13 protein-coding genes are annotated in these 23,830 nt (G+C 40.4%); 6 read left to right on the top strand and 7 right to left on the bottom strand.

The genetic code is table 11. The features are described 5' to 3' along the window. The first annotated feature begins 113 nt into the window (after positions 1 to 113). Entirely contained in the window at positions 114 to 1,127 is a 1,014-nt protein-coding gene (locus tag VOI17_RS13910) for a GntG family PLP-dependent aldolase (protein WP_323757826.1), read from the top strand. 22 nt (positions 1,128 to 1,149) lie between these two features. On the opposite strand, the gene VOI17_RS13905 is transcribed toward VOI17_RS13910, so the two are convergent. Beyond that, a complete protein-coding gene (locus VOI17_RS13905; RefSeq protein WP_323757825.1) occupies positions 1,150 to 1,677 on the bottom strand; it encodes a DinB family protein in 528 nt (175 codons plus the stop codon). 195 nt (positions 1,678 to 1,872) lie between these two features. Between VOI17_RS13905 and VOI17_RS13900 the strand changes: the two genes are divergently transcribed. Beyond that, positions 1,873 to 2,820 (top strand): lysophospholipid acyltransferase family protein, encoded by a 948-nt coding sequence (locus VOI17_RS13900; protein ID WP_323757824.1) that lies wholly within the window; start codon positions 1,873 to 1,875, stop codon positions 2,818 to 2,820. Positions 2,821 to 2,842: 22 nt separating this feature from the next. Here VOI17_RS13900 and VOI17_RS13895 read toward each other — a convergent pair whose 3' ends face one another. Further along, complete coding sequence (locus VOI17_RS13895; RefSeq protein ID WP_323757823.1) at positions 2,843 to 5,347, bottom strand: ABC transporter permease; 2,505 nt, start codon at positions 5,345 to 5,347, stop codon at positions 2,843 to 2,845. Positions 5,348 to 6,083: 736 nt separating this feature from the next. Further along, positions 6,084 to 7,976 carry a molecular chaperone HtpG gene (gene htpG / locus VOI17_RS13890; protein ID WP_323757822.1) on the bottom strand — a complete coding sequence of 631 codons (1,893 nt, stop codon included), beginning with the start codon at positions 7,974 to 7,976 and terminating at the stop codon, positions 6,084 to 6,086. Between the two features lie 268 nt (positions 7,977 to 8,244). Between htpG and VOI17_RS13885 the strand changes: the two genes are divergently transcribed. Continuing rightward, positions 8,245 to 8,505, top strand: coding sequence for a hypothetical protein (locus VOI17_RS13885; protein ID WP_323757821.1), 261 nt, complete (start codon positions 8,245 to 8,247; stop codon positions 8,503 to 8,505). Next, positions 8,506 to 9,432 carry a DUF4221 family protein gene (locus tag VOI17_RS13880; RefSeq protein ID WP_323757867.1) on the top strand — a complete coding sequence of 309 codons (927 nt, stop codon included), beginning with the start codon at positions 8,506 to 8,508 and terminating at the stop codon, positions 9,430 to 9,432. 10 nt (positions 9,433 to 9,442) lie between these two features. On the opposite strand, the gene VOI17_RS13875 is transcribed toward VOI17_RS13880, so the two are convergent. The 3 genes from VOI17_RS13875 to VOI17_RS13865 form a co-directional block, all read right to left on the bottom strand. Next, positions 9,443 to 12,580 (bottom strand): gliding motility-associated C-terminal domain-containing protein, encoded by a 3,138-nt coding sequence (locus VOI17_RS13875; protein ID WP_323757820.1) that lies wholly within the window; start codon positions 12,578 to 12,580, stop codon positions 9,443 to 9,445. A 267-nt stretch (positions 12,581 to 12,847) separates the two neighbouring features. Continuing rightward, a complete protein-coding gene (locus VOI17_RS13870) occupies positions 12,848 to 13,978 on the bottom strand; it encodes a P1 family peptidase (RefSeq protein WP_323757819.1) in 1,131 nt (376 codons plus the stop codon). A 26-nt stretch (positions 13,979 to 14,004) separates the two neighbouring features. Continuing rightward, the gene (locus VOI17_RS13865) at positions 14,005 to 19,353 is read right to left on the bottom strand and encodes a gliding motility-associated C-terminal domain-containing protein (RefSeq protein WP_323757818.1); all 5,349 of its coding nucleotides are present in this window, start codon (positions 19,351 to 19,353) and stop codon (positions 14,005 to 14,007) included. Positions 19,354 to 19,558: 205 nt separating this feature from the next. Here VOI17_RS13865 and VOI17_RS13860 point away from each other — a divergent pair, with 205 nt between their 5' ends. Continuing rightward, positions 19,559 to 20,590, top strand: a complete 1,032-nt coding sequence (locus VOI17_RS13860) for a type IX secretion system membrane protein PorP/SprF (RefSeq protein ID WP_323757817.1) — start codon at positions 19,559 to 19,561, stop codon at positions 20,588 to 20,590. 6 nt (positions 20,591 to 20,596) lie between these two features. Beyond that, complete coding sequence (locus tag VOI17_RS13855; protein WP_323757816.1) at positions 20,597 to 21,844, top strand: M48 family metallopeptidase; 1,248 nt, start codon at positions 20,597 to 20,599, stop codon at positions 21,842 to 21,844. 3 nt (positions 21,845 to 21,847) lie between these two features. Here the strand turns inward: VOI17_RS13855 and VOI17_RS13850 are convergent, their stop codons facing one another. Next, a complete protein-coding gene (locus VOI17_RS13850; RefSeq protein WP_323757815.1) occupies positions 21,848 to 23,722 on the bottom strand; it encodes a hypothetical protein in 1,875 nt (624 codons plus the stop codon). Positions 23,723 to 23,830: the final 108 nt, after the last annotated feature.

Genomic DNA, 23,830 nt, shown 5'->3' with positions numbered 1-23,830 from the left:
AACGGAGAGAATCCGGTTAGGAGCCTTAGGTTCCTAACCGGGAGATGGCTCAAATAAAAACATTTGCACTTCCTCCCTTTTCCCCCTAGATTCCGATCCTAAAAATTATTCCCTTGATAGATTTACGAAGTGATACCCTAACCAAGCCTACTCCTGAAATGCATGCCGCTATGATGGCAGCCGAAGTGGGTGATGATATGTTTGGTGAAGACCCAACCGTAGCTGCCCTTGAGAAAAAGGCAGCCAACATGTTTGGTATGGAAGCGGCACTCTATTGTGCATCGGGCACCATGACCAATCAAATTGGAATCCGTTTACATACCACTTTGCAGGACGAGGTGATCTGTCATAAATATTCCCATATCTACCTTTATGAAAGCGGTGGGATTATGTCAAACTCGGGAGTTTCAGTTCGCTTGCTTGAAGGCGATCAGGGCAGAATTACGGCAAAAGATGTGATGGCTGCAATTCAACCAGACGATATTCATTCACCCGTTTCAAGAATGGTTTCGCTAGAGAACACCATGAATAAGGGGGGAGGAAGCTGTTATGACTTTGATGAAATTCTGGCTATAAAAAAGGTGTGTACCGATAACGGTTTGGCTTTTCATTTGGATGGTGCCAGACTATTCAATGCTTTAATCGCTAAGAACCAAAAGGCCGAGGATTATGGTAAAGCTTTCGATACCATTTCTATTTGCCTTTCTAAGGGTTTGGGCGCTCCGGTAGGGTCTTTGTTATTAGGGACTGCTGAAAAAATTAAACGTGCTAAACGTGTTCGTAAAGTAATGGGAGGTGCATGGAGACAGGCTGGTTACATCGCAGCTGCTGGTTTATATGCTTTGGAAAACAATATAGAACGTTTGGCGGAAGACCATAAAAATGCTCAGATTATCGCTGACACTTTGCAGAGCTTGAATTATGTAGAAGAGATTTATCCTTGCGAAACGAATATTCTGATTTTTAGAATAAGTGATCGCTATACCAACGAGTCGTTTTTAGCGAAGCTGAAAGAGCATGGTGTTTTGGCCTTTGGCTTTGGTCCTCAGCTGATTCGTTTTGTAACTCATTATGATTTTACCCAAGATCATTTGACAGACCTTTTGCAGGTTTTGAGAAAGCTTTAAAGGCTGATTTTGAGTGTAATTATCAAACTCCTTTCAAATATATTTTAATCAAGTTTCGATGATGGTCTGCATGGTGGATAGTAAAGTACATCATTTCTCGGATGGTAATTTTACCCAGTAGTGGATGAGGGAAAATGAACTCATCTAGTTGCGCTTCAGCCCATTTATCTAGTTTTTGATTTATGGATTCGATATTGTTTTGAAGCTGGTTGATAAGTTTCTCCTTCTGATTAAAATCAACTTTTTGAGGAGTAAAAGCTGCACTGGCCACTCCGCCTAAACTTAAATTTTCTTTATATCGCTCGACTAGCTGATCAAAGGTTTTTGAAGGACGATTGGCTTTGCCAAACTTGAGCTTGATCAGAAACTTCGGTAAGCCCATTCCTTTGTGTAATGGAGAGGTACTTTTAATCAGGTGCTCCATTTGCTGCCCAGCCGACCATTTTCCTTCTGGAGCATATTCAAACTCATCTTTGGTGAGTGAGTCGCAGTTGCTTACAAAGTTTAAATAAGAAGCAGTAAGTGCTCCTTTGATTTGATCTTTTTTCATTGTTTTTGTCCTTAGATTGAAGGTAGGTTTTCTTTCTGTGAAGGACAAAAAGAAAACGGAGCCATCCTTCTGATCGCTCCGCTTTGTGACTAACCAAAACACTTTGTTATATACGACTTTAACTTACGAAGTGAAGACTTTGAGTGGATCTAGCCAAAGGAAGATAATCTTTAACTTTTTTAAATTCAGGGGCGAATGGTCACTAGACCTGCTTTTATACACTATTTATCGCTCATCAATTTTTCATTTGTCTATCTTTGCGCGATGTTTTTGATCAGGCTTATATCATTACTTCCGTTTTGGTTTCTGTATGGATTAGGGAAGGTGATTTCTTTTCTTCTGTATCATACTGTAGGTTATCGTAGAACTGTTGTGCGTGATAATTTGAGTAATACTTTTCCTGATTTAACTAATCGAGAGCTGTTTATAATTGAAAAGGCGTTTTATATTCAATTCACTCAGGTTTTTATAGAGTCGATTAAGGCCTACCGTTTTAAAAGAAAGGATTGGGAAAAGCGTGTGCCGCTTGTTAATTCTCAATTGATGCTTGAATATTTGGATCAAGGTCAACCGGTGATCTTGCTTTCGGGACATACGGCTAATTGGGAATGGCCTGCTTTTTCTATTGGCCAGCAAATGGGTTACCCAATGGAGTTTCTATATAAGCCTGTGAAAAACCCCAAGTTTGACCAATTGATGATCAACCTGAGAACTCGCCATGGTGGGCGTGCACTGCCTAAGGATTCTGCCCTAAGGCAAATTATCAAGCGTAAGAATGAGCCTAGAATAATAGGCATATTGGCAGATCAGTTACCTTCTATTGGTGCTGACAAGTATTGGATCGATTTTCTAAATCAGTCTACAGCTTTTTATACGGGACCTCAAAAGATTGCTCAAATTGTAAACTACCCAGTTTTTTATTCACATACTGAACGTACCTCGGAAGGCCATTATCGAGTAGAGTTCAAACCGGTTAAGTTTCCTCCTTTTCAAAAGGAAGGCCACGATATCGTGCAAAGGTTTGCGGTATTGCTAGAGCAAACTATTCGTGAACACCCTTCTGATTATTTATGGTCACACAAGCGCTGGAAGTACGATCAAAAGAAGGAGCAAGAGGCTTTAGCCTCCAACAAAGAAGCCTAAACAATGAACCATTTGACTTTTTTTATTCATCTCTCAATGCCTCAACCGGGTTTCTATAGGCCGATTTTAGGGACTGGAAACTGATAGTTCCCCAGGCAATAAGCAGTGCGGCACCGCCAGCAATAATAAATACCGTAGCCGTTATTGGGGTTTGGTAAGCGAAATCTGCAAGCCATGTTTTCACCGCATAGTAAGCCAACGGAACGGCTATCAGAATTGCAATAATTACCAGTCGTGTGAATTCGGTACTGAACAGCAGTACGATGTCTTTTACACTGGCTCCTAATACTTTTCTTACCCCTAATTCCTTGGTGCGCTGCTCTGATGTAAACGCTGCCAATCCGAATAAGCCAATACAAGCAATCGATAAAGCCATTACGGTAAAGATATTGAGCACTGATGTCATGCGTTGCTCTGTACGGAAACTGCTTTCAAAATCCCTGTCCATAAAACTGTATTCAAAAGGAAGCCCAGGTTTTATGGCGGCTAATTCAGTTTTTACTTCATCTAATAGCTTAGACATCTTCTCTCCAGAATTAATTTGAGTTGGATCAACCCTGGCTGAAAGAAAAGAGGTGCCAATATCAAAGAGCTCTTCATTTCCTTTGTGCGCAATCATTAATGGAGCGATGGTCATTCTTAGGCTGTTGTAATTGAAATCTTCTACCACGCCTATCACTTCAAATTTTATAGTTTCAGAACCAGGAAAGGTAACGTGCTTGCCTAGCGGGCTATCGGTGTCATAGGTTTCTGGACCACCAAAGCCTAAGGTTTTTGCACCTGAAACATTTAGAATCACAGCAAGTTTATCACTAGCGATATTATCGTCAAAATTGCGACCTACAATAAATTGGGGGCTGAGTAAATCAATATAATCTTCGTCTACCATCACTCGGTTGAGTGTGGTGATATCGTTTTCAGGGCCCTCAGCTTTGTATTTATCCTCATTATAAATATTTGGAGCCACTAGGTCTGAATAACCTACTTGAGTAAATGCGGGGTTTTGCTTCAATCTGTTTTGCAAAGTCACAATGCTCGAAGAATCCATTAGCTCCAGATTATGCACCTGAAGAATATTCTCTTTTTCGAAACCAACATTTAAATTGGCAGTGTAAGTCAGTTGCTTCTGAACAAAGAACGTGGTGATAATAAGCGCAACAGAAATGGTGAACTGAAAAACGACTAGGGTATTTCTTATACCTTTCCCCCTAAAACCATTGCTTACTTTACCTTTTAGAGCCTGAATGGGCTTGAAAGAGGAAAGATAAAATGCTGGATAGCTACCTGCTACAAGACCCAAACCTAAAATGAAAACTAACAATCCAGCTAAAAATAAGGGATTGGATATTGCGGTTTGTAAGGAAAGTGTTTTGTTAGCAATTGTGTTGAACGAATTGATGAACAGTTCGCAAAGAATAAGTGCTATCGTGGTGCCTGCTAAAACGAAAATAACAGATTCGAAAATGAATTGGTTGGCTATTGATTTTCTACCTGAACCGAGCACTTTTCTAACGCCAACCTCTTTGGCTCTTCCGGCCGAACGAGCAGTAGAAAGGTTCATGAAATTAATGCAGGAAAGCATAAGCACGAGGATTCCTACAGCGCCAAATATTTTGACGTAAGCGATACTTCCAGATGGACCGATTCTATTGCCCGTAATAGGAGAATGTAAATAGGCCTCTCGAATGGGTTGCATGGTGAGTGTCCATTTTTTACCATCAGGAATAAATTCAGCATAAGATTCGCCAAAGGCACGTTCTACCGCTGGAGCTGCCCACTTTGGTGGAATCGCCTGGAGTTTCTTGTTTATTTTTTCCAGATTGGCACCTGGATCAACTTTTACATAGGTCACAAAGGTTGTCCAAATCCATGTCCATTGGCGTGCTTCTATATGACGATAGGTACTCATGGAAGTCATCATGTCGAACTGGATATGAGAGTTAGAAGGGATGTCTTCTAGCACCGCTGTTACTTTAAACGGTCCAGCGTTTTCGCCTTGCCTTACTTCTAATATTTTGCCTATGGCCTCTTCTTTCCCAAAATACTTGGTGGCCATACTTTTGGTAATGATAATGCTTAATGGTTCTACTAAAGCTGTTTCAGGATTTCCTTCTAAAACAGGAAATGAGAAAAGGTTGAAAAAATTTGCTTCAGCTGCATATATCTTGGATTCTTTAAATGAAACAGGGTCATCGTTTTTTGGCTCATAAGTAACCAAGTTTTCACCAGAATCATGAATTCGCAAGACCTCAGTAAATTCTGGAATATCTTCACGAAGTGCTACCGCTACTCCAGGGGCAGTGGAGCTAAATTCCGCATCCCAATCGCCCCAAATCATAGGTTGGTTAATGCGGTACACTTGGTCGGCATCTTTGTGGAAATTGTCGTAAGACAATTCCTCTTGAACATAAAGGGTAATTAGTAGGCAGGCGGTAATGCCAATGGAGAGCCCAAGAATATTGAGAATGGTGAATTGTTTGTTTGCGATTGCGTTGCGCCAGGCAACGTTGAACATGTTCTTCAGCATGGGAATGAATTTAGGTATTTCTGCTGGTTTGTTTCCAAAACGAGTGCCAAAACAAAACATGTGTTTAGGGGCTCAAATGAGCATTTTTTAGGCTCTTAGCTTTTTATTTTGTGCCGTAGAGAACAGAAGTGTGCGGTGGCGGACGGTGGAAATGTGTTGAAGTGTTGATGTGGTTATGTACTGAAGTGTTTTGGTGTTAAGGTTAAATCTAGAAGTCATACTGAACTTGTTTCAGTATCTTTTTTGAATAACACGGATAAACGCAACTGTCGCAGGTTCTCCGAACCTGTGACGCTTTCCGCCCTTGTTGGAGTTTTCTCCAACAAGTTGATGAAGTATGGATAATTTCAATCTTAGATTAGCCATGGTATTTCAAGCGCTGGAGAGTGAAGAATGTTATTGCGGTTTGTGGGTGACAACACCCACAAAGGCGGGAGTGCTTGGTTGAAATTAAAGCAACTGTCGCAGGTTTTCCAAACCTGTGACTCATTATGGTTTTTAGGACTCTGTCCGTTTAGCACCAAAGCAATTGATCGTTTTTCGGGGGTAAGTTCTTTTTAACGGGACAGAGTCCCTTTTTAATAGATGTCACAGGTTCGGAGAACCTGCGACAGGAGAGTGCTGATGTCAAATCTAAGCTTCATGCTGAGCCTGTCTTAGTATCAATATCTATAAACACAAAAAAGCCTCAATCCATTGCTGAATTGAGGCTTCTGTTTTTATAAGTTATAGAGAATTACTCGCCTAAAATGGCAGTACTTCTTTTGATGAAATCGGTAAGGGCTTTGCCTTCCAACAAACCTTGAGAAAGTAAGGCCAAATCGAATGCTTGTTTTGCCAAACCTTCTTTGTCGCCTTCTTCACCAGCCTTGATGATTTTGTCCACTAATTTATGGTTGCCGTTTACGGTTACATTATAATTGTCTGGCATTGAACCGAACATGTTGAAACCGCCACCGCCTGTTGCTTGCATGTCTTTCATTCTTCGCATAAACTCAGGCATGGTTACAGAAACTGGAGCGTCTGATGGCGCCAAAGGCTCAATTGCTACCGTGTAAGTTTTGTTATTGATCGCTTTATCGAAAACGCCTTTTACAGCCTCTTTCTGCTCGTCATTGATGACCAACTCGCGCTTTTCATCTTTGTCCACCAGCTTGTCGATGTTGTCGGCATCCACACGTTTAATTTGCGTGTTCTCCAACTTGGTTTCCATGTGGTTAATGAAGTGGCTGTCGATTGGAGTATCCAATACAATCACATCATAACCTTTGTCAACCGCATCGCTAATGAATGAATCTTGCTTCGCAATGTTAGTGGCGTATAGCCAAACCTTATTGTTGTCTTTGTCTACTTGGTTGGCTTCAATATGCGTTTCGTACTCTTTCATTGTAAAGTACTTGCCAGCAGTATTTTTCACCAAAACAAAGTCTTTTGCTTTGTCATAGAATTTCTCGTCAGAGATCATGCCGTACTTCACAAAAAGACCGATGTCTTCCCATTTGCTTTCATACGACTCACGCTCTTTTTTGAAAAGCTCACTCAGTTTGTCAGCAACTTTTTTAGAAATGTAAGTATTGATTTTCTTCACATTTCCATCCGACTGCAAGTAACTACGTGAAACGTTCAATGGAATGTCTGGAGAGTCAATTACACCGTGAAGTAACATCAAGAATTCAGGAACCACATCCTTAGTTTCGTCAGTAATAAATACTTGACGAGAGTAAAGCTGGATTTTGTTTTTCTGTACTTCGAAGTCTTTTTTCAACTTCGGGAAGTAAAGAATACCAGTAAGTTCGAACGGATAATCTACGTTGAGGTGAATCCAGAACAAAGGTTCTTCAGAGAACGGATAAAGCTCTTTGTAGAAGTTTAGGTAATCCTCATCTGTTAAATCATTAGGTGATTTCGTCCAAAGTGGCGTAGTGTTGTTAATGATGTTGTCTTCCTTAACAGTCTTATATTTCTTCTTGCCCTCTTTGTCTTCACCGTCTTCAACCTGCTTGTCTTTCTCTCCAAATTTCACTTCGATAGGAAGGAACTTGGCATATTTGGTAAGCACATTCTGAATACGAGATTCTTCCAAAAACTCAACAGAATCTTTGTTCACGTGAAGCGTGATGGTTGTACCTCTTTCTTTTCTTGTTCCTTCAGTAATTTCGAATTCTGTTGAACCGTCACAGATCCATTTGGCAGGTTCTGCACCTTCTTGATAAGAAAGGGTGTCAATTTCTACGTTATCGGCTACCATAAAGGCAGAGTAGAAACCTAAACCGAATTTACCGATGATTTCTTTGGCATCGCCCGCATCTTTAAACTTCTCTACAAACTCAGTGGCGCCAGAGAAAGCAATTTGGTTGATGTATTTTTTGATCTCCTCAGCCGTCATTCCGATTCCTCGGTCGCTGATGGTAATCGTCTTTTTCTTTTTGTTTACGCTTACTTCTACCCTTACCTCTCCGAGGTCACCTTTGTACTCACCGAGTACGGCAAGGCGTTTCATTTTCTGACTGGCATCAACTGCGTTCGATACCAATTCTCTTAAAAAGATCTCATGATCTGAATAGAGAAACTTCTTGATGATTGGGAAAATATTCTCGGTGTGAATCGAGATTGTACCTTTTTCTTGCATGGCTTATTGTCAGTTTTTTATTCCAACTCCATTAAGACAAAGGCCATACCAAGCTAAAATGGGTGACAGGGTGGCAGGATTACTATAGGGGTAAGGAGGATTTGCTGACTGCTTCATCCATCCTAAGTGGTAATGAATAGGGAATAGAAATGTGCGAATTATTAATTAAAATAAATATGGATTTATATCGTATTGATTAACTTGGTACATAATTAATTCTCATAAAAATCAGCTTAGTGCTTTTCAAATCAATAGAGTTTCATCAATTATGAATTCAGATAAGAAGTATTTTTTAATTATATTTTTACTGCTCTTCTGGAGTTGCTCTACACACAAGGACAATGTAAATGGTGATGCCTTTGGCCAATTTGAACTTGAAAAAGTAGCAGAGAAGGTCTTTTATCTTGACAGTACACTAGCTCCTTTTAACCAGTCCATTTTGACTTTTGAACAAGACGGAACTACCAAAATATCCATCCTTAATCATTTAAATGTAAGCGTCAACGTATTTGATTATGCCACTGGTTGAATAGAGAACCAAATTGGCTTTGAAATTGACGGTCCAGATGGAATTGGGAAAATTTCGAAAATGGGGCACTATATGCAAAATTCAGATTCCATTTTCTTTTTTAACCATTGGCAAAGTAGAGTACACTTAATGAATGCTAAAGGTGAGAAATTACGTTCCTATGATGTTGGAATAGGAGAAGATAGTAAGCAGCAATCTCGACAAGGGTTTTATGTGATGATTTCACCCACTTCCCAAGCTTTTAAAAATGGTAATCGACTTTTTATCCCTGTTCAGAATGCAGGAGCAAATCCTTTTGATGATCACCGACTGATCTATATGTTTGAGTTGAATTTAGAGACAGGAGAAAGGGATTATCATTCACTTCCCCAACCTTTAATGTTGAACAACTTCTGGGGTGTTTTTACTCCATTTGCCTCTTCTTTGGCTTTTAACCCAAATACTCAGCAACTGAGTTTGAGTTACACTAAAAACCCAGAAGTGGACATCATTTCAGTTTCAGATTTAGATAACATTCAAGAAAGTAAGTCTGTAAAATCTGAATACATGGGAGAGTTGAAACCGCTTCCTAAGCGTAACGATACGCCTACTTTGTACGGTTATAGTTTTAAAGAGCTTTCCTCTCTTACCAACATGGAGGGTTTTTATATGAACTTCATTTATGACCCTTATAAGGATGTTTATTATCGCATTGCTCTCCATGAAAGAGCGGTTGAGCAGTATGAGCGAGGTAAAAGTAGTTTTAAGCTTTCAGTCATCGTAACGAATTCAAATTTTGAAAAAATAGATGAACTTGATTTACCTAGAGGTTTATATGAATACCAAACATCCTTTGTGAGCAAGGAAGGCTTGCACCTTTCACGCCAAATTGACTATCAGCCTGATGAGGATCAGTTAGTATTTGATGTGTTTTCTTTGAAGAAATAGGGAAACTAACCTACTTATACATCACCACCCGGCCTTTGGTTTGTGCGGCTAGTTCGGGGTTGATGGGGTCGGAATAATCTATTCTATAGATATATACACCAGCAGGAAGGTCTTTGCCTTCTTGTGTGCCGTCCCATTCACCACCTGTTTCTGATATGAAGATTGGCTGCCCCCATCGGTTAAAAATGGTAATTTGGTAATTGACAATACAAGGAGATATTGGTTTGAACGTGTCGTTAATTCCATCGCCATCTGGGGTGAAAATGTTCGGGACAAATAGACTAGGATAGGTCTCCTCTTTTTTAATTTCTCTAGTAATAGTGCATCCATTAGCATCGGTTACAATCACTTGATAAGTTCCTTTTCCCACATCATAAATAGTAGGGGCATTTACATTTGGATGTGATGACCAATGATAAGTATAAGGAAGCGTTCCTCCGGTTACGGATATTGATATTGTCCCGTCTTGTACTTGTGGACATATATCAACGTTATCGGTAACCGTTAATTCTAGAGCCTCAGGGTCAATTATTTCAACATAATGATTGGAAGTACAGCCGTTGTTGTCTGTAACCACAAGCGTATATCTGCCCGCCAATAAGCCTTCGTAGATTGGTTCATTGCTGGTTTCATCATAATTATTACCACTTAGGCTTCCGTAAAGGTGATAGGTGTAGGGTGCAGTACCACCTTTGGGTATAATGCTCACGCGACCGTCTGCTTCACCGTTACAAAACTTGATTATTTCTACGCTGGCCTCCAGTAGCTCAGGAGAAGTAATTTCAAAAGCTTTCGTTAAGCTACATCCGATTTCATCGGTTACTGTTACTTCATATTGGCCAACGGCTAAGCCACTTACGCTTGGGGCTAACTCCTTACCATTACTCCAACTAATTGTGTAAGGTGCTTTCCCACCTTGAATTGAAACACTTGCTTTACCATCGTCCGCATCGAGACAAGAAAGGTCGATGGTTTGAATATCAAAGGTAAGGTCTTCGTAGATAAGAACGTTGAGTTCTTCTGAGGTACCAAAACATGAGCTCTGAAATAAGGTATAAGACACTTTTCCATTGGGTTGAGTCCAGTTTACTTCAATCTGATTTGTGTTTTGGCCAGAAGTAATCGTACCTCCTTCAACATGCCACTCAAAAGTAGCACCTGTAATTTGAGGTGTATAATAGATTTGGCTTGCTTTTTCTTGAAAACAAACCTCGGTGCTTCCAAAAGGAAGGTCTGGATTTAGTTCGTCTTTGGCTTCTAGTACCACAGCGAGTTCTATGGCAGGAATGGCGCAACTAAATTCATCAGAGACATATACCCTCACCATTGCCTGTAGATTTGGTGGACCCCAGTTAACGGTTACTGTTTCTTGGTTGTCTGCTCCAACAATAGTACCCCCGATTACTTCCCAGTTGTAGAAGTAATCCCCATCTTTTATCAGGGTATACACCATGTTCTGAGAGAATGGACAAAGCGAGGTAGGGCCTTCTATTCGTTCGGCAATTATTTCGTGAACTTCCACTTCTCGAATCAGGGTGTGGGTCGTTAGGCAAATGTCTTCATCGGTAAAAATCTTGGCTGAAATTCTGTAGAGCCCAGCTTCATCATAAGTTTTGGTTACGCTTAGACCCTCAGCTGTGGTGCCATCACCAAAATCCCATTCAATGTGGCTATACGTGTTTTCTAGCCCTGGTTTAAGGTAATTTATACTAAAGTCAATCTCGGAGTTTAAACAGGCATCTTCTTTAACCGTACCTAATTGTTGATCATTGATGATCACTTCAAAGCTAAGGTTATTCAAATTTTGAAAAGGATTTTGGCCATAGCTTGTTCCTAGCCCAAAACCATATTCAGTCACAGTAAATTTTCCTGTGCCTGCTTTAAGTCTATAAGCAATATTTGGTTCTACCGAAACGGTAGCATAGGAGAAGCCGCTGGTCCCTATTTCTGTGAAATTTACTGCACCAGGACTTGGTGAAATACTAAAGTTGGAAACGTCAGCTGTAGGTAAACCAATGTTTAAAAACTGGTTAATGATACCCTCGGTTTCAACAATCTCTACCACTGTTTCTTCAATGCCTTGTTCAAAGGGAGATAAGGTGATGGAAAAAGGAGAACCCATATGTTCACCCAAGTTGAAGGGTACAAATGCACTACAACCGTCTTGAGCTGACGCTTGCTGTGTAACTAGAATGGGTTTGTCGGCTTTGATAAATATTGGATCACCTTTAGAAAGTGAAAACCATTCGCCCTTATCAAGCACCTTTGTTGTAGTGACAAACTGGGTGGTGGTCTTTATAGTAGTATTGTCTTCAGTCGCCATATAACTGTATGAGAATTTTTTTTCATCCCTACCTAAAAGTGGGGTTAAAACATATTCTGTACCTATGGTAGACAAGGGAGAAAGTGATTCTACTACGTGGCTGCTGGCAGCGGGGAATGGGCAGTGACCAAATGAGCGTTTTTGACTTCCTGTATATACAATCACAGGGTTACAATAAATGGGTGGAAGACCGACTCCGCCAGGAGGGGGAGGTGGCCCATTGCTAGGTACTATGGTTTGGTCTTTAGATACTATGATTTCGAGTCCTGTAAGATCGCTTGTCGATTCGATGGTGTAAGTGGACATGGCGTCAAGAAATAAGGCTTTTTCTGTGCCATCAGGGTGAATTATTTTTAGTACAGTCTTGCCTCCTGTAGCTATAATATTTACCTGGCTAGTGTAAGGAGGGTTAAGGCCGCCTTCCCAATCATCAGCAACGATATAGTGATGGCCAGCTGAAATCAAAGGAGTTGCAAGGGTAGCATCGGCACTGAAGGAGCTTGAATTACTAAATGCGAAGATTATTTTATTGTCAGAAATGATTTGGGCAGAAGTGTTGTCATTACCTCCATTTGAAATTGAAGTTGTAATAAGTTTTACTTGCTCCGCTGTTAATTTGAAACTTGATTGACCAATTGGCAGGTCATAGTTTACATTTTGCTTATTCGCAAAATTGACTTCTACAGTGCTAGGCTCATTGGCTCTGAAGTGAAAATAAACTTCTTTTTGAGGTGTGTCATGTGGAAACAAACTCACATAGAATTCCCTGCCCCAACTGTCATTCTGCGCAAAGGAAGAATGGCCTAAAAGGAGTAGAAAAAACAATAAATATGTTTTCCTCAATAATAGCACTAGTAGAATCCGATTGATTTGCTAAAGATATAGAAACGACCGTCATCTCAAAACAATATTATATGGTTGAAAAATGCTCATGAATTATGAGTGAAATCAATTGGAGTGAATTAGGGTAGTGGCTTAGTAACTAGGGCGAAATAAGTCATTAGAAAGGTATAATAGGTTGTTTTTTGAGAATTATATCCTGCTGAAGGAATCTGGAAATTATGGCAATCCAAGCAAAATCAATCTTAATTATTATTTAATTACTCCATATTTATTGAGTATCGGCAGTACTTTTTCCATTGGTAGCTTTTGAATAACATGGTTTTCTCTTCCTTTTGAGGTTTCAGCCATCAAGAGGGAGTTGATAATGGCTTCTTCTGTTGCTTCGATGGTGGCCATAAAAATTGAACTTATGTTGTCATTTCTTAGCACATCACCTGAATCCAGCTTCTCTCTGGTTTGATAGGGGATTCGTATTGATTCTGCAGTGGAAGCAGCTATAACGTAATCGCCACTACCGTTTGAAGCTATTCCTCCAGTTTTGGCCAAGCCCATCATGGCCCTTTTTGCTACACGCTCTAGCTGACGGGAGTCTAATGGAGCATCGGTTAATACAACGATCATACATGAACCATCACTTTTTTTTATGGCACTGGAGAAGGGGTATTGTTCGAGTTCTTTTCCAACGGGTGCACCATTAATGGTGAGTACACCCCCAAAATTGGTTTGTACCAAAACGCCTATGGTATAGCCTCCTAAAGATTCTGGTAATTTCCTTGATGAAGTACCGATACCTCCTTTAAAACCAAAGGCAACTGTACCTGTTCCTGCACCAATATTTCCTTCGGGAACAATACCCGATTTTGCATTTTGAATGGCAGTAATCACGTCACTTTCGGAAATATGCATCCCTCGAATGTCATTTAAATAACCATCATTGGTTTCGCCTACTACCGCATTAACTGATTGTACGTTTTCATTTCCTTTTAAAGCGAGGGTGTATTTTACAGTACCTTGAATACCCATTGGTACACTCAATGTATTTGTAAGAATAATGGGGGTTTCTAGGTTTCCCAACTCTTGTACTTGGCTGATACCAGCCAATTTCCCAAAACCATTTCCTATATATATGGCGGCAGGGACTTTGTTTTGAAAAATATTTCCTGAATGGGGTAGAATGGCAGTTACTCCAGTTCGAATATTATCTCCTTTAGTGAGGGTCTGGTGACCAACTTTTACACCCGGAACATCTGTAATGGCATTCAGGCTTCCTGTAGACATTACACCTATTTCAATACCATAGTCCCTTGCCCTCTTTTTTTCTTGGGCTTGAGTAATGGTAAAAAGTAATAGGAACGATAGAGCGAAAATGTAGCGGTTCATTCCCTAAAATAACAATTATTTACGGACTAACGAACTACTGTAATTGCTCCTCTTTGTTCGAACTCACCTCTTTCTGGTCTGAGTCTATTTCTGAATTTCATCACATAAGGATAGGTGCCTATTGGCACCAGTCTGCCATTGAATTTGGCATTCCATTGGAACTCTACCGTACTGCTTTGGAAAATCAATTCACCCCAACGGCTATAAATGAAAATCTGGAAGTCAGATACAAAGTCATTTGGAATGACCGAGAATACATTATTTGGGGGATTACCTTCAGGCACAATTACGTTAGGAGCAAGTATAACAGGGTCACAGCTTTCAATAATTTCAATTTGATCTACTCTTACGCAGCCTGTGGTCGTGGTCATAGTTACTTGATAAATACCAGCTGCAGTAACAGTCAACTCCTGATCTGCATTTGGATAGGGTTGACCATCTAGCGTCCATTCATAGGTTTCAAAACCAATACCTGCCGTTAAGGTTAGCGCGGTAGAAGAAGTTGGACAATAATATTCGAGGTCAGGTAAAAGTCCTTCTGGAATTCCCTTTCTACGAATCAAAATACTTCTTTCAATAGAGCAGCCATTGTTGTCACCAATGGTAACGGTATAAGGTCCTTCATCACTCACTACCAATGGATTGCCAGTTCCTACTGTTTGGTTATCGCGGGTCCAAGTGAAACTGCTAGCATTGCCAGACAAAACATCCACAGTAAGCGTTATTGGTTGTCCGTCATCACAAGCAGGGCTTGAACTTAAGGTAACTTCTAATTCTTCAGGAAAATCAATGGTTTCCGTGTCTGTTCCAGTACAAGTTAAATCTCCTGCCTCTCTCACTGTAACATCATAAGTACCATCGGCTGTAACAGTAATTCGTTTTGTGTTTTGGCCTGTAGACCAAGAATAGTTGTAGACAGTGTTTGGCTTCTCATTGTTAATTTGAGCTTCTAACACTAAAGTGCCATCGCAAAGGTCTCCATCTCTAATAATAGTTATGTCTGGCTGAACGGTGAGCGTAACAATCACCGACTCAGAAGTAGGGCAAGCTACACCTGGTTCATCGGCTGTAACGGTGTAGGTTCCTGATTCGGTTGCGGTAATACTTGCTGTATTCCCTGCGGGTCCGCTAGGGCCAACCCAAGAATAATTTGTTCCAATGGTAGAGCTAGAAGAGCTAGCTGTTAGGTCTGCCGAAGGAGTAATTGCACAGGCGTTCGTGTTATCAATTGCAATCTGAAGGTTCTGAAAATCTGTTGGTTGGTTTACCACTATATCCGCTGCGGTTGCGGTACAGCCTAAAGCCGTAGAGGTTACCTCAATATTGTAAGTGCCACCTTCGAGGCCAGGAATTACAAAGCCATTAGTTGTAGCGTTTCCTGACAATGGAGTGAAACCCAATTCATTTCTGTTGAGCACATAGGTTACAGGAAAAACCGTGGCGTCATCTAAAGTAATGGTAATACTTCCATCCGCTGTATCACATGTAGCATTGGCTGTAACAACAGGTACAACGATATTGAAATTATTATTCTGAATTTGAATGCCTGTAAGTTCATCCGTGCAGTTTGTACTATTATCAACTACGCTGACAGAATATATACCACCAATTAAACCAGTAACGGTCACATCATTGGGGCCATCTATCGAGCTGTTTTGAGCCACAGTAGCGCCAATGGCATTTCTTACAGTATAGCTATAATTGCCAGTTCCTCCAATATTGAATACAAATCCGCCATCTGGTGCAGGACCTACTTGTGGGCAAATGGCATCTTGAGTACTCACCAATGATAAATTTGGGGAGCCGTTGATGGTTACTACTGTTGAGTCATTGGCAAAACAACCTGGTTCAACCGGGTCTTCAATGGAAACTACATAAGTGAATATACCCGGAACACTACTGTCAACAACAGCTGTTCTTTGGTTTGGAAGTGTGGTTGTGGAATTATCGGGGTTAATTCTAGTCCATATATAGTTGTTGGCATTTACGTTTGGATCCAAGGTTAGCGGTTCTCCTTGGCATATAGTAGCGGTTTCTGGTAACTCAATCTCAAAAGGAGGCGCGGCAAAGATTTCAGCACTAGAAACACAGCCTCCTCCTCCAATACTTGTGATAGTGATGGTATAAATCTCCTCTTCAGTAACGGTATAGTATCGCGTATTGCTCACTACAGCACCTTGGCTATTGGTCCATTCAAAACTTAAGGCTGGGTCATCTGGGTCACCACCTAAAGCATCTAAATCATAGCTAGCCCCCTCGCAAAGCACCACGGCAGTTGGCACTGCTGGCCTTGGTGGAATATCGAATACCTGAATGGTTTGAACGAATGTAGTATCGAAACCACAGCGGTTAGAAATGTTCAACGAAATATCAAATCTACCTGCTTGGCCTTGGGGGAAAACATAGGCAGTATCTTGGCCAGAAGCACTGAATACAGTGGTATTTGCATCATCAATAATAGTCCAGAGAAATTCGTCAATATCAGAGGTTTCTACTCCTGATAATTCTATTCTTTCTTCTACACAGGTACTGTCAGGTGCTGACATTGAAGGCTCCATTGGAGGGTTCACATTGTTTTGAACAAAGTTAGGCAGCCCTAAACGCGAATTACCTGTAGTCAATGGTACTTGCGTTTGGTTGAATACCGAAACTGATAGGGAATCTTCATTTGCATTGATGGAGCCAACAAAAGCTGTTCCTGCCGGATTGCCCGGGATTTCCATGGCTACATACAATTGCCCATCTGGTCCAGTTTGTATAGCTCCGTAGTTTACGGTAACCGTAGCACTGCTGGCAATATTGGTTTTAGATACGAGTCGAGTGGCTTCTGTAGAGGCAGTATCAATTCGATATTCCAAAATCCTGCCTCCTGCGGCCCCACCATTTCGGTTGTTCATGGTAGCAAAAAGCTTTAAACCACCTGGAGAAAAATGAACATCATAAATTTGATCGTTCAAGTTTGATCCACCTTCACTAATATCAATTTGGTATAATAAATCAGTCACCTCTCCAGTGCCTCCATCGAAACTAAATAGCTCAACATAGTCTTCGGCACCTTCAATTAAGGCTACCGCTATGCGAGAACCGTCACCTGAGAATTTCATTCCTGCTTGGCCACTTAATGCATCATTGAGGCTATGAATTGAGCCAACAGAAGATAATACAGGCTGGCCAATTCCTTGGTTAGTAATGGGGTAGGCTCTAAAAGTATTAGTACCGTATTCATGAGCCATTAGCCAATAGCCACCACCGCCCTCTAAGGCAATCAGTTTTTCTGTACTCTTGGTAAAGAGTACATTGTCTTTTGATATTACATCTCCTAATCCATTATCTTCTTTGAGGTCGACAACCGAATATTTTAGCATGAAGGTATTGTCGCCATACACCTCCTCTGTAGTGAAAACATAGAATAGGGTTTCGTCATCTTCGAACGGAACAATGACCACGGATTGCGTTGAGGTGGAGTCTCCTCCAATACCTGTTCCACTTGGCATCACACCATTGTCGGCATTCCATACTGTTGATCCATTGGTGTAGAATAACACTTGCCCATTGGCATCAGATATTGTAGAGGTTCCTTCTGGAGCATCCATGGCATGTGGAATGGTAATACTCCTTGGAGGCGGAGGGAGCCCATCTACCTCATTAAAATCTATTCCTGCCCCATTTCCAAAATACCAAATGTTGGCAGTTGGGTTTTCATCACCATATACTTTTACTTCTACTGTCTCATAAATTGGGCAGCCAGTAGATGGCGTAATTACTACCCAATAGTTACCTGCTTCTGTTACATCAATTGAAGATGTCGTTTCTCCTGTATTCCAACGGTATTCAAATGGGCCGCCAGTTGCCCCTCCTTGTTGTCCTTGCCCACCACTCTCAGGTTCGGCATCAAGTGTCAGTGTTTCTCCTTCACAAATAGTGGTGTCTTGAAGATCAACCTGAATATCATTTTCCATGATTTCACCCATGAGGGTATTGGACATTACTGTCCCTATTCCATCAAATTCTACCGTAAGTGTGGCCATGTACATTCCCGCCTCATCAAAAGTGAAAATAGGGGCAATCGCGTTTGAGCTAATTCCGAATGGTTGAATATCCCAAGAATAAGAAGTTGGAATTGCTGTTGAAGGATCAATACTCGCATAAAACTGAACTGGAGTGTTCATACAATAGTCTCCGTCTTCTGAAATAGTAACCGTTGGCCCTATTGCTGCAGGAGGCATAAACTGCTGAAAATAGTCAGATGAGGGGTCAAATCCTTCAAAAAGAGAAGCCTCATACGCTAAGGCGGTAAGTGCACTGTCTGGCTGATTGATCCGAGCCAATAACCTAGGTCCCACTGCAGTTTCTCTATAAATGTGGTAAAGTGCGCGGTCTGGTGCAAGCATTACACTTTGGCTAGCGCCCATTGGATTACTGAAGACCGGTTCTACAGAAGCCATGGGGTCGGTTAAATCTATTCTGTATAGGTTGCCAGAAGCCGCTAAGTTTCTGCTGAAATAAAGTTTGGTTCCATTGTTTGACCAGCCGATGGAGCCTGATAAGGTTTGGTTCGGTACAAATGAATTAGCCACCGAACGATTGAACATTAATTCAGGAGTATTTCTATTAAAATCTAATATTTGAATGTTAACATTGTTTTTTGGTCTTACCGCAATTTGAGTGCCCATGGGATTCAATGACAAATGTGCTGCCTGAACGTTGGATGTTAAGACCGTTGGAGCGCCTTGTGGGTCGAATGGCTGACCTGCCATTGGTACTTCATGAATTTCGAAATTTCCGTTCGCACTATTTTGGCTTACCAACCAAAATTGGGTCATATCATCAGAAGCTACTGTAAGCATGCCATCGCCTCGATCTATAATTCCTGTTACTTGGTTTTTGCTTCCAATTACAACCGCCCCAGCGGGAGGGCCATTTGCCCTGTTTCCCTGTGAACCCATGTCTATTAAAGTGTAAAGTATTTCACCCGCAGCATTACGGTGGAAAATATAATAGCGAGATTCATTGCCAAGCCCAGGGACAGGGCTCAATGCAAGAGGTTGAATACCATTCGGGTCGGTAGTGAGGCCATTTCCATTTTGCATAATGGCATGGGTGGCATCAAAAATATTAATTCCGTCAGAGTAAAAAAGTAGGTCGCCAGTTGTGGGGTTGGTGGCAGTTATCTTTTCACCGACATTTATCTGCGGTGATTTTCCATCTTCTAAAAATGATTTTGCGGGCTGGGCTTTTCCAAAAACAAGGGCTTGGTCATTGTTGGAGAAATACCAATTATGACGCGTAAAGTTCTGAGCAGATGTCAGTACCGAGAAAGTGATCCCTAGTAAACAGAATAAAATGCGAGTTTTTCTTACCACGCTAAATTTCATATAAGTATAAACACCGAAGCTAAAATACAACCCTATTACGTGGTTAACGGAGTTTTTATTATATTCATCGCTCTTTAAAGTCAGGGCTAAGATAGGAGATTCTAATTGTATGCTAGGCTTTAAGCGTTGGGTTTCGAGGAAAAAAAATAACTTTACGTTTCACAATAGTTTGAGGGTACTCAAACGTTAAAGGTTAAAAGTTTAAATGCGCAAAACTTTATTTTTGCTGATTGCCACTTTGGGAGTAGGGTTGGGACAGGCTAAAGCCCAAGATCCACAGTTCTCTCAATTCTATGCGGCTCCATTGTATATTAACCCTGCTTTTACGGGGGCATCTGGTTTTACTCGCTTAGGGGTTAACTATCGAAATCAATGGCCATCTCTCGATGCTTCTTTCGTCACATTTTCGTTTTATGCCGACCATTATTTGGAAAAATATAACAGTGGGGTAGGCTTTATTGTGACCACCGATCGCGAAGGAGTAGCTGGACTGCAGAGCACTAATGTGGGTTTGACTTACGCCTATCAGCTTAAAATTTCAGATAATATTGTTTTTCGTCCGGGTATTCAGGCCAGCTACTTTATGCGGAATGCTAATTTTTCTAATCTTGTTTTTGCCAGTCAGATTGATCCTGTTAATGGTTTTGACCCTAACTTACCGGGTGAAAATTTAGGAGGTAATAACCTTAATGTGAATTACGTAGATCTTGGTGTTGGCGGAATTCTATACTCGAGAAATTTGTTTTTGGGTGCTTCAGTTCAGCATTTAACTGAGCCTAACCAGTCCTTGTTGGATGGTAATAGCCCGCTTAGTAAGCGTGTTAGTATTCATGGGGGGTACAAAATAATGTTAAAAGAAGGGGCACTAAGAAGAGATCTTACTTATACTAGAAAGGAAAGAAGCATTACACCAATTTTTCAGTATAAAACCCAAGGTGAATTTAGTCAATTGGACGCTGGGTTCTTTTTGCACTTAGAACCCATTAATTTGGGGTTACAATACAGAGGCTTGCCTATTAAAACCTTTGAGAATTTTCCTAATAATGAGGCACTCATTTTCTCTTTTGGGGTAACCACTGACGACTTTAATTTTGGTTATAGCTACGATTACACACTTTCGGAATTGAGCAATGCAAGTGGAGGAGCGCATGAAATCTCTATTTCGTACCTCTTTCAATGGGGAAAACCATTGAGGCTGTCGCGCGATCAATGGAGTATTCCTTGTCCGAAAAATTAAGCTAGAATGTCTTCCTTCCAACTGTTGGTTCTCATTATAGGAATTGTTTTGGTTGATTATTTTTTTGATCTACTGCTCGATTTTTTAAATATGAAATCGGCCAAAGGCAAACTACCGAAGGAAGTAGAAGACATTTACCCTCCAGAGGAATACGCTAAGTCTCAGCGGTATTTGAAAGCCAGATCTAAATTTTCATTTCTTACCACTGCTTTTAGTACTTCACTTACTGTACTTATTCTTGTTTTCGGATTTTTTGGAGACTTACATATTTGGCTTTCTGATCATTTCCAAAACCCTATAGCCCATTCAATGGTCTTTTTTAGCATTTTGTTTATTGTTTCCGATATCATTAATATTCCCTTTGAACTGTACTCCACTTTTGTGATTGAAGAGAAATTCGGCTTCAATAAAACTTCATTAAAAACATTTTGGGTAGATAAGTTAAAGGGCTATTTATTGGCCATTATTTTGGGTGGTGGATTAGGGTATGTATTGTTATGGCTGATTTTTGAATGGCAAGAGCAATTCTGGATATTTGCTCTCATTGTTATTACAGCCTTTTCGCTGTTCATGAGTATTTTTTATACTTCACTTATATTACCCTTATTTAATAAGCTGACACCTTTGGCAGATGGAGAATTGAAAAATAAAATCAATGCCTATGCTGATCGTGTTAAATTTCCGTTGGACAATATATTTGTAATAGACGGCTCTAAAAGATCAAGTAAGGCCAATGCGTTCTTCTCTGGTATGGGAAAGAAAAAGAAGATTGTACTTTACGACACGCTCATTGAAAAACAATCTCAAGAAGAGCTGGTAGCCGTTCTAGCACATGAAGTAGGCCATTTTAAAAAGAAGCATGTGATTGTCAGCATGGCCATATCAATAGTACAGATGGCGATCACATTATACATTTTGTCACTTTTTATTTTTAATGAAAGCCTCTCTTTGGCTTTGGGAGCAGATGACATGTCGGTTCATTTAAACCTTGTTGCGTTTGCCTTATTGTACACTCCGATTTCAAAACTTACGGGTGTTTTTATGAATATGATTAGTAGGAAGAATGAATACGAAGCAGATGCTTATGCTTCCACAACTTATGATCCTGTGCCTCTGCAATCAGCACTGAAGAAGTTGTCGGTAGATAGTCTCAGCAATCTCACTCCACATCCTGCTTATGTTTTTGTGAATTACTCACACCCTACCTTGCTTCAGCGGATTAAGCAGATGGATAAATTCAAAAAAGAAAAATAGTCTTTATTTAAAAATACTTGGAGACGGACGAGTGATTAAGAAATCAGAGAAATTAAAACCGCTGTTTCCTGATAAATCTAAATCTGTCATAGGAATTCCAATGGGAGCATCGGGATAATAGGCCAATCGAATTTCTACTGCTTTAAAAGTGAGGTTGTCATTTCTGATTCTAAAACCTACTCCAATTCCAGTTTGAACTTTTTCTCTAAAAATATGGCGTTGGCCATCGTTGACCATACCCAAATCATAAAAACCAAAAATTGCTAATTTGAAATCTGCGGCTTCAAATGGGGTGAAGCTTACGGTTTCAATGTTGATCAAGAAACGCTGGGTGCCTCTCAATGTATTACTCCCCAAACCTCTTATTCCATTTTTGTCCCTAATGTCGATGTACTCATTTGGAAAACGATCTATACCATAAGTATAATTGATATTAATAAATTGTCTAAATTTCCATTGGTTCAAATCAATTAATGAGCTAAAAAACCGGAAGTCTGCTTTGAATACGCCTTGTTCGAAAATTCGGTTTTTTAGAAAACTTTCTAACGAAAATCCGCCCAATAGATAGCCTAAATTCCCAATATACCCACCGCGCCCTGCTTTACCTCCAAGGAAATAGCGGTTGCCAAATTCAGCCCATTCGTAACCTCCCAGTAATTCAACCTGATAGCCATATGGAATATCTTCCGTTCTGCCATAGCCAAAAATCAACTGATCTTTGAAATACCTTCTTTGTGAAATTCCTATTGACGCAATGGACAATGTGCGGTTATGAAATTGTTGATTTAAGTCAATATCGACTTCTGGCCTGAGTGAAAATTTAATATTTGAGACCCTTCCTGAAAGAATAAGTCGTGTTCGATCATTCAGAACAGGGTCTTTTAAGTTAAGCGGAAAGGCCCTGGCCAGCCAAAAATCCTGATAATCATAACGTTCATTGATGGTTTGAATATCATACTCATCATCAGAAATGATATTTGACAATTCTCTGAAACGAAGCCTCTGGTTGGTGATTTCAATACCTCCTGCAAACTTAATTTTAGGAGAAATAAACGCTCTGCTCAACTTGACGCTGCTAAAATCTTTGTTAACGGTATTTGCATAGTTGGCCTCGAAGGAAATAAATGAGCGCTTAATATTAGGTACCCTATATCGAGCTTGATAACTAAACTTCTGATCTGAACTATTGTCAACAGCGAATCGATTGTCGATTTCATGACCAGACCCAAAAATATTTTTGTGGTTTATCCTTAGAATCCCTGAATCAAAATCTCGTGCTTCAATGTCGAATGAAAGGGCTAAAACGTCTTTAGTGATAATTTCTACGTCAACAATATTCGGGTTGTCTGCTCTGGGGGTTAAGTAAATTCTGGCATCTTTTATATAGGGCAGTTCACGAAGTATCCTTTCGTTATCTGATATCACCAGTGGGTCAACAATATCACCACTAGAGAAGAGTAGGTTATTGAGTATTACGCGTTCTCGAGTATTGAAATTGATTGTATTGCCTGTTTTTTGAACAAATGACTTTGGTCTTTCTTCAGGCTTGTCCATTCGTGTGCCGAGTGCCTTAAGCTTTACTAGATTAATGTCACCTATGATTTTTCCGCCATAGTCTTTAAATGGGTTCTCACTCTTCACTAACTGAGTGGAGTCGATTTTAAAGTCATCTGAAGGTAATGAAAACAGAAGGTCGAATAGCTCTTTTGTAAATTTTCGCTGTGACCACTTTCCATGCAAACGTTGATAAAAATTATCGCTTACCTTATAGAAAACGGTGTCGGGTAAAATGAGTGTGGTGTCTTTGTCAAAGGTAAGTCTGGCATCTTTTAAAATGATAGTGGTGTTTTTTGGCAGCTGTAACGTGTCATATTTCACTTGTTTCTTCTGACCATTAAGCGAAAATGAAGACCAAAAAGTCAAACAAAGAATGATGATATGGTGACTTGTGAGTTTGATAGCCTTAGGGATTAGAGCGCCTTTCTC

It is taken from the genome of Roseivirga sp., assembly GCF_034669765.1.
Taxonomy (GTDB): domain Bacteria; phylum Bacteroidota; class Bacteroidia; order Cytophagales; family Cyclobacteriaceae; genus Roseivirga.
The sequence above is the reverse complement of the archived record's forward strand: the minus strand, read 5'-3'. Positions and strand labels throughout refer to the sequence as shown.